This window comes from Pseudomonadota bacterium (assembly GCA_010028905.1).
Lineage (GTDB): Bacteria > Vulcanimicrobiota > Xenobia > RGZZ01 > RGZZ01 > RGZZ01.
The window spans coordinates 1-7,477 of the sequence record RGZZ01000248.1; the positions used below are offsets into that span (position 1 = coordinate 1).

Genomic DNA, 7,477 nt, shown 5'->3' on the forward strand with positions numbered 1-7,477 from the left:
GCCCGAGGGTCACCGTCTCTCGCGGCGTGTTGTCGGCAGGCGCTGGAGCGGCACCGCCGGCAGGGGTGGACGTGGGACGCGCCGGGGGAACATTGAGGTTCTGACCCGAGACCTGCATCATCGAGACCCTCTTGCTTCACGCCGGCGCCGCGGCCTCAAACCATTGAAATCGATTCGAGCACGGCGCAGCAGTCTTCGCTCAAGTCTACCTGCAAGACCTGAAAAAATGCTGAAAAATCACGCTGGCCTGACGATTCGCCCTGCGGCAGGAACCTCACCATCTGGCGCAAACCAGAGGGCCATGTCTGACGAGGTCTGGCTGGTAGAGCGTGTGACGCCGATCGATGCGCCCCCTTTTCTGCACTGGGTAGGGCGCGAGCGCTCGCCTTTGCAGGCGCGCTTCGTCACCGACTGGCCGCCAGGCGATGAAGACGTCGATTTCATGCACGAGCGGGTCCGGCTCGACCCGGTCGTGCTCGAAGAGCCCACGGTCGCGGAACGACTTGCCCTCGAGGGGTTCGAAGACGCCGAGGTGCGCCCCCTCGCTGCAGCGGATCACGAGCATCTGGGCACCTGGCGCCCGTTCGCCCTCGTCGACCGCCTGCTTGCCGCCTCTGACGCGGTAACGCTCCATGGGGCCCGCTGCGACGCCGTGCTGGTCGCCCGGGCGCTCGTGGCGATGCAGCGCATCGACGCGCATCTGCCCCAGCTGCTCGTGCTCGATGGACCCGCGCCCGCGAAGATGATGGCGGCCGTGCGGCGCGATGAAGATCGCTGGCGCGTCGACGTCGGCCCCTGGCCCCGCGAGGGGCAGTCGCTTCAGACGTGGCTCGCGGGGCACAACGTGCGCTTCACCGCCGCGCGCGAGGATCCACACCCCACGGACATCACCCTCTCGGGGATACGCGAACGGGAAGACGCCGAGCGACTCGTGCTGGCCCTTCAATCGCTCGATGCCGCGAGCGATGCACTGACTGAGGAAGCCTCACGGACGTTTCAGATAGAGCTCGAGTGCAGCCTGATCGGCCCCCTGCGCGTGCGCACGCTCGGTCACGACGTGGTTCAGACGCGCGCGGCCTTTCGGCAGGCCTTCAGCGAGGCGCGGGCGCCGCGGGCGTAGCGGGCGTAGCGGGTGTGACAGCGGGCTGCACGACAGGCGTGCCCGATGGCTGCGCGGCTCGATCTCCCGGGGGAGGCGCAACCGCCGCGGGCTCAGGCTTCTTGTCTCGCGCCTCCCTCACCGTGGGCACGCCGGGTTCAACCGTCGACGGCGCCCCCCCGTACAGACTGTTGGGGCCGAACTGATAGCCCAGCTGCAGGCCGAGATGGCTGTCTTGCACCATGAGCGTGAAGCGCAACCGTGACGATGGCCGGAAGCGGATGCCAAAGCTCGGCAGCACGCCGTCGAACTCTCCCGCCACGCTGAAGTTGCGTGCCAGCCCGTACTCCGCGCCGTAGAACACGCGCTTCTCGAACCGGCCGGTGCCCCAGCCCAGGTGCAGATCGAGCCCCCCCCAGCGCCCCCACGGCAGGTTCTTCGTCGCCACCGCAAAGTATGCCGGCCGGCCGAACTGCGACGGCTCTGGATTGAACTGATCGGTGCGGTTGTCGTCGTGCCCCAGGGCGTTCTGCACCCCCACGGCCAGCGCGGGCCAGTCGCGCGACTCTCGCGCAAGCACGATCTTGGTGCCGAACACGATGTTGCGTCGGTCGAAGCCGTGGTGCAGGGTCATCGCCGAGAGCTCCCACCCGGGGAGGAAGCTGCCGCGCAGGTGAAGGCTGTCATCGCTGTAGATGAAGGCGTCTTCGTCGAGCTGATCGGTGTTGTTCTTCGGCAGGCGACCCATATCGGCAGCACTGAACCCCAGGAAGATGCCCCCCGCGGGGAGCACGCGGGCCGTGGGGATGTTGATGAGCCCTGTGGTCTCGTTGAAGTTGTAGTCACCGTTCGGGTTTGCCCCCCGCGAGACGGGTTTCTGGCCAAACGCGGGCGCAATGACGAGCATCAAGGACAAGACCAGGACGAACAGGCGCGGCTTCATGCAGGGCGTGTTCGCGATGCACCCGCCTTTTCCCACCTCGGCACAATCGCCTCGAACGCGCCGACAGCCACGTCGCGGACGCAGATTGCGCGGAGGAACGCGATCCGGTGTGTTGAACAGAGGTCTCTCATGACGCAGTTGAGCACCTTTGAGCAGGCGTCGCGCCAGGCCATGGGGCGCGACGCGGTGACGCACGCCCGGAAGAAGCGGTAGGAGGGCCAGGCCCTGACCCGCCACATCGCCGTCTATGAGCTCAACGAGGTGCCCTGGCGCGTCATCGACGCCTACTGCGCGCGCCGACCGCAGGCCAGCCTGACGCGGCTCGTGCGTCACGGCAGGGGGTACGTGACGGTGGCGGCCGACGAGGGCGCGCTCTCTCCCTGGATCACCTGGCCCACGGTGCATCGAGGGGTGCCCGATCGCGTCCACGGCCTCACCGATCTGGGACAGTCCACCACCGAGGTCGACGGCACGCACCCGCCGATCTGGCGCCTGCTGCTCGAGGGAGGCGTCACGACCGGCGTGTTCGGGTCGCTGCACACTGACCCACTGCCGCCCGATGCAGACCGATTCGCGTTCTACGTGCCCGACACGTTCGCCGCGTCTCCCCGAACCCACCCCGCGAGCATCGAGGTGTTCCAGCGCTTCAACCTCGCGATGGTCGACCGCAACGGCTCGAACGTATCACGAGGAGTGCCGCTGGCAGACGCGGCGCGTCTGGCGCTCCGATTCCCCTTCCTCGGTGGACGCGCACGCACCATGACGTCCCTCATCGCCCAGCTTGCGAGCGAGCGCGTCGCCCCGTGGCGGGTGGTGCGCCGACGCACCGCGCAGAGCCAGATCGGCTTCGACCTGTACGCGAGACTGCTCGCCGATCGCGCGCCCCGCTACAGCGCGTTCTTCACCAATCACGTGGCGTCAGCCATGCACCGCTACTGGCCCGCGGCCTTCCCCGAAGACTATCACACCCCCATTCACGATTCGGCGTGGAGCGAGACCTACAGCGGCGAGATCGACTACGCGATGGACGAAGCCGACCACCAGCTGGGGCGCCTGATGCAATGGGTCGACGCGCAAAGTGACGCCGCCCTCTGGGTTGTCAGCAGCATGGGACAGGCGGCCGTCGACGACGGCCATCCCCCCCTGCGCACCCAGGTGCTGCTCGCCACGCCGGACAGGCTCATGGCGGCACTGGGCATTCCCGTTGGAACGTGGACGCGCATGCGCACCATGGAGCCGGACTACACCTTCCGCTTTGTCGATGGACACGACATCCGCGCCCTGGCAGGGCTGCAATCGATCCGGGTCGATGGCCGTCCCATCCGGGTGGTCGCGCTGCCCGAGGCGACCGTGGCCTTCTCGTTCGGCCAGCGCAACCTTGACGACAAGACGCTGCGGGTAGAGCTCTCCGGACATCCGTGCCCCCTCGACCACCTGGGCCTGCGCAACACGATGAAGCAGGACGAGGCTGACGTCGACGCCTACCACATCCCCGAAGGGGTTGCCCTGATCTACGTCGGTCGTGAGACGCGCGCCGACGAAACGCGCCCGCGCATCTCGACCCTCGATCTCGCGCCTTCGATGCTGACCAGCCTCGGCGTGACGCCCCCATCCTACATGCAACCGAGTGCAGCGCTCTGAATGGCACCGTCGCTCACACCTCAACGCCACCCCGCCTCCCCGCGCTGGATCTCCGCCATCGCGTCGCGCCGCCTCGACACCCGCACGCTCACCGCTGAAGAGGCCGTGGCGTTGCGAGAGCACGGGCTTGCCGGGGAGGCCGCCGCTTGCGTCGACGCCACCAGCGCCGGCCCCACGCGCGCCGAACAGGTGCTGCTCGACGCGCGACGCGCCGACGCCCTCGCCTCGCTGGCGGTGGCGGCCACCGCGCGAAAAGCGGCGGCGCTGCTCACCGAAGCGCGCCTCCCCTTCCTCGTGCTCAAGGGCCCAGGGCTTGCCGCGCTGACCACGGGCACCTGGCAGGGGCGCGGAGGGGTCGATATCGACCTGCTCATCGCCCCATCCCGCGTTGCGGAGGCCCACACGCTGCTCATCGACGCAAGGCTCAGACGATACGACGGGCGGACTGCCTCCCCCGGCGCGCTCTACCGCTGGGCCTTCCCGGAGATGGCCTACGTGGGCTGGCCCGTCGAGGTCGACCTGCACTGGGGACTCGATCACTCTCCCGGCATGTGCCGCCTCCCCTTTGAAGCGCTCCTCGAGCGCGCCCACCCGTTCGACCTCGACGGCGTGCCGCTTCGCACCCTGGGAGTCATCGACGCCTGGCTCTTCACCGCGGTGCACGGCGGGCGGTCGTTCTGGAATCGATGGAAATGGCTGCTCGACGCCTGGCGCCAGTGGCACGCGCTCAGCCCCGAGCAGCGCGACGCCACACGAACCGCCGCGCGTGCAGCCGGGTGCGCAAAGGCCTGCGCCGACGCGGAGGCCCTGGTGTGGTGGTGTGCGCAAGACCTCGATGAGATCTCGCCCAGCACGCCGATACCGTCCCACGTAGCGCTGCCCCTGGCGCGCGCCGCGCGCCTTCTGAATCGAACCCGCGTGGCATCTGGCGTCGCGTTCACGATGCTGCAGGGGTTGCAGCGACGCACCGATCACATGGCCCTCGCCCCCACGCCCCTGGTGGCCCTCGACAGCCTCACCCGATCCATCGCGCGTCTTGTGCTGGCCGCGCCAGCCTATCGCAACCCAGCGCTGCGGGGGTGAAGCCGGGTCGCACGCGATGGGGTGGCGCTCCGCCCCCAGCCGTGCATCACCCGCGCCCTCGCCCGAAAAAGCTCGCCACCGCGGTGAACGCGGCCGCCTCGCGCTCGCCCGTCACCACCACCCCCTCGCTGCAGAGCCACGCATGGGCGGCAAACCCCGCAGTGGGAACCGTGGTGCCCAGATACATGCGCACGTCACATCCCCGCCGTCTCAGCAGATCGGCCGCGGCCAGCGACTGCCCGAGGCACGCCACGCGCACGGGCAGCAGTGCGGCCATGCGCGCCACGCGATGGCGCATCCGGAGCGACACGCGCTCCCGCTCTGCAGAAGAAGGCATCGGGGGGGCAACGCTCCCCGGGTCGCTCGAATCGAAACCGCTGGCGAGACGCCGGAACGGCACGACGCGCACCCGCACCTGCGCCCGCAGCAACGCCATCGCGATCTCGAGCCACTCGATCCGATCCGACCACGACATGGCCATCAAGTAGTGCAGGCGAGAGCGCCATCGGAGCAACACACGCGGGGCTTCGTGGCCGGGTCGGCCTGCCCCTACTGATACCCCGCAGCCTGCAGGGCGAACAGTCGGGCGTAGCGGCCGTCGAGGCGCACGAGCTCTTCATGGCTCCCCTGCTCGGTGACGCAACCCTCGTGCATCACCACGATGGTGTCGGCCATGCGCACGGTCGAGAAGCGGTGCGAGATGAGAATGGCCGTCTGCCGATCGGTGAGGGCGCGCACCCGCTCGAAGATCTCTGCCTCGGCGCGGGCGTCCATGGCGGCTGTGGGCTCGTCGAGCACCACCACATCGGCATCGACCCGCATGAAGGCGCGAGACAGCGCGACCTTCTGCCACTGGCCGCCGCTCAGCTCCTGACCGTCCTTGAACCAGCGCCCCAGCTGGGTGTGATATCCCTGGGGAAGCCGTTCCGCGAGGGTGTCGGCCATGCCCTTGCGCGCCGCTTCCTCCCAGCGCGCCTCGTCATCGAGGCGCTTCACGTCACCCACGCCGATGTTCTCTCCGAAGAGAAGCTGATAGCGCGAGAAGTCTTGAAAGATGACGCCGATGCGCTCGCGCAGCACATCGACGCGCCATTCGTGCAGATCGGTTCCATCGAGCAGCACCCGTCCGACCGTGGGCGCGTAGAGCCCTGTGAGCAGCTTGATGAGCGTGGTCTTGCCGCTGCCGTTCTCTCCCACGAGAGCGAAGCGCGCGCCCGGCGGCAGGTGCATCGAGACGCCCCGAAGCGCCGGCTCGTCGTTCCCCGGATAGGTGAACGAGACGTCCTCGAAGCGAAGGCCGTCGCCGGGGCGAGCCCCCTCCACGGCCTCCCCCCCGTGCGGGGGCACGGGCGCATCGAGGAACTCGTAGAGCCGTGTGAGGTAGAGGTTGTCTTCGTAGATGCCCCCGATGGCCGAGAGGCAGAGCGCCACCGCCCCCTGCCCTTGACGGAACAGCATGAGCCCCATGGTCATCTGCCCCAGGGTCGAGCGTCCATCGAGGGCCGACAGCACGAGCCACAGGTAGGCGCCGTAGAGCGTCACCGTGCCAACGGTGCCCAGCAGCCAGGCAAATGCACCGCGCCGCACCGTGAGACGCCGATCATCGTCATAGAGACGCATGAACGTATCTCGATAGCGCTTCAGCAGCGAAGGGCCGAGACCGAAGAGCATGACCTCCTTGGCGTAGTCCTCCCGCGCCAGCACCGTCTCGATGTAGGCTTGCTGACGTGTCTCGGGCGACTGCCAGCGAAACAGCCGGAAGGCCGCTCCAGAGAACTTGAGCTCAGAGACAAAGCCCGGCAGCCCGCTCAGCAGCAGCACCGCCACCGCCCATGGCGAGAAGGCCACAAGCAGAACCGACGCGGCGACGAGGGTGATGATGTTCTGCACCACGCCCAGGCTGCGGGTCACGAGGTTCAGCGGGCGCACTGTGGCCTGACGACGCGCGTCGTTGAGACGATCGTAGAGCTCGCTGTCCTCGAACTGGAACAGATGCAGCGTCAGGCACTTCTCGAGGATGAGGGCGTTGACCCGATGCCCGAGCAGCGCGCGCAGCAGGCTCTCGCACACGACGAGGCCCCGCTGGCTCGCAAGCAGCGTGAGCATGGCGGCGGCCTCGAGCATCACGAAGCGCAGCGCCACGTCGCGCTGCAGCCCGTCGCCCTGCTGGCAGGCCACGACCGCATCAACGATGTGGCGCGCGATGGTGGCCAGGGCCGCGGGAACGAGCCCACCCACAAGCGTGAGCAGGGCCAGCGCCGCGGTCAGTGGTCGGCTCGTCTCCCACACGAGGCGCGCCGCCCGGCGACTCGACCCAACCAGTGACGCAACGCGCCGGAGCCATCGCAACGCGAGCCCGGGCGTCTCCGGCGCGCCTGAAGGCGGAAGGTCGGCAACCCGCGCGCGTGCGCCGCGCGGGGGCGAATCGGTCACGGCCATCGAACCTCCAGCTCACACGACGGCTCGGTCCACGTGCACGTCGATCGAAATCCATCGAGAGCAGCGCGGAACCCGAGATGAATCTTCCAGCGACGCAGCACCGAAGACGCCGAGAAGGTGCAGCCATCGGGCGGCTTCTCGGCCCAGCCCACCCCGGATCGCACCCGCTGGTCAGCGACCCAGGCGCGCGCCGCAGCGCCATCGAGGGTGTCGCGCACGTGCAGGAGACGTTCGGTGGGCCCGAACGAGATCTCCCGACGGGCCACCACCCC

Annotated in this window: 7 protein-coding genes; 3 read left to right on the top strand and 4 right to left on the bottom strand. The window is 68.7% G+C overall.

The window, feature by feature from the left end; all coding sequences use genetic code 11:
• Positions 1-301 precede the first annotated feature (301 nt).
• Entirely contained in the window at positions 302-1,120 is an 819-nt protein-coding gene (locus tag EB084_15715) for a hypothetical protein (GenBank protein ID NDD29705.1), read from the top strand.
• Here EB084_15715 and EB084_15720 read toward each other — a convergent pair.
• The gene (locus EB084_15720) at positions 1,092-2,447 is read right to left on the bottom strand and encodes a hypothetical protein (GenBank protein ID NDD29706.1); all 1,356 of its coding nucleotides are present in this window, start codon (positions 2,445-2,447) and stop codon (positions 1,092-1,094) included. The genes EB084_15715 and EB084_15720 overlap by 29 nt on opposite strands.
• Between EB084_15720 and EB084_15725 the strand changes: the two genes are divergently transcribed.
• Both EB084_15725 and EB084_15730 read left to right on the top strand, forming a co-directional pair.
• Positions 2,388-3,683 (top strand): hypothetical protein, encoded by a 1,296-nt coding sequence (locus tag EB084_15725; GenBank protein NDD29707.1) that lies wholly within the window; start codon positions 2,388-2,390, stop codon positions 3,681-3,683. The two genes, EB084_15720 and EB084_15725, sit on opposite strands and share 60 nt — an antisense overlap.
• On the top strand, positions 3,684-4,766 hold the full coding sequence (locus tag EB084_15730; protein ID NDD29708.1) for a hypothetical protein: 1,083 nt from the start codon (positions 3,684-3,686) through the stop codon (positions 4,764-4,766). It begins immediately after the preceding gene.
• 46 nt (positions 4,767-4,812) lie between these two features.
• Here the strand turns inward: EB084_15730 and EB084_15735 are convergent, their stop codons facing one another.
• From EB084_15735 to EB084_15745, 3 genes are all read right to left on the bottom strand, one after another.
• On the bottom strand, positions 4,813-5,283 hold the full coding sequence (locus EB084_15735) for a lasso peptide biosynthesis B2 protein (protein ID NDD29709.1): 471 nt from the start codon (positions 5,281-5,283) through the stop codon (positions 4,813-4,815).
• Positions 5,284-5,315: 32 nt separating this feature from the next.
• Positions 5,316-7,088 (bottom strand): ABC transporter ATP-binding protein, encoded by a 1,773-nt coding sequence (locus EB084_15740; GenBank protein ID NDD29710.1) that lies wholly within the window; start codon positions 7,086-7,088, stop codon positions 5,316-5,318.
• 107 nt (positions 7,089-7,195) lie between these two features.
• A complete protein-coding gene (locus EB084_15745; protein NDD29711.1) occupies positions 7,196-7,474 on the bottom strand; it encodes a hypothetical protein in 279 nt (92 codons plus the stop codon).
• Between the last annotated feature and the right edge of the window lie 3 nt (positions 7,475-7,477).

Bases quoted from the DNA above. Each gene is read 5' to 3' on its own strand.
- EB084_15715 (NDD29705.1), top strand. From the start codon at position 302: ATGTCTGACGAGGTCTGGCTGGTAGAGCGTGTGACGCCGATCGATGCG.
- EB084_15730 (NDD29708.1), top strand. From the start codon at position 3,684: ATGGCACCGTCGCTCACACCTCAACGCCACCCCGCCTCCCCGCGCTGG.
- EB084_15720 (NDD29706.1), bottom strand. From the start codon at position 2,447: ATGCACCGTGGGCCAGGTGATCCAGGGAGAGAGCGCGCCCTCGTCGGC.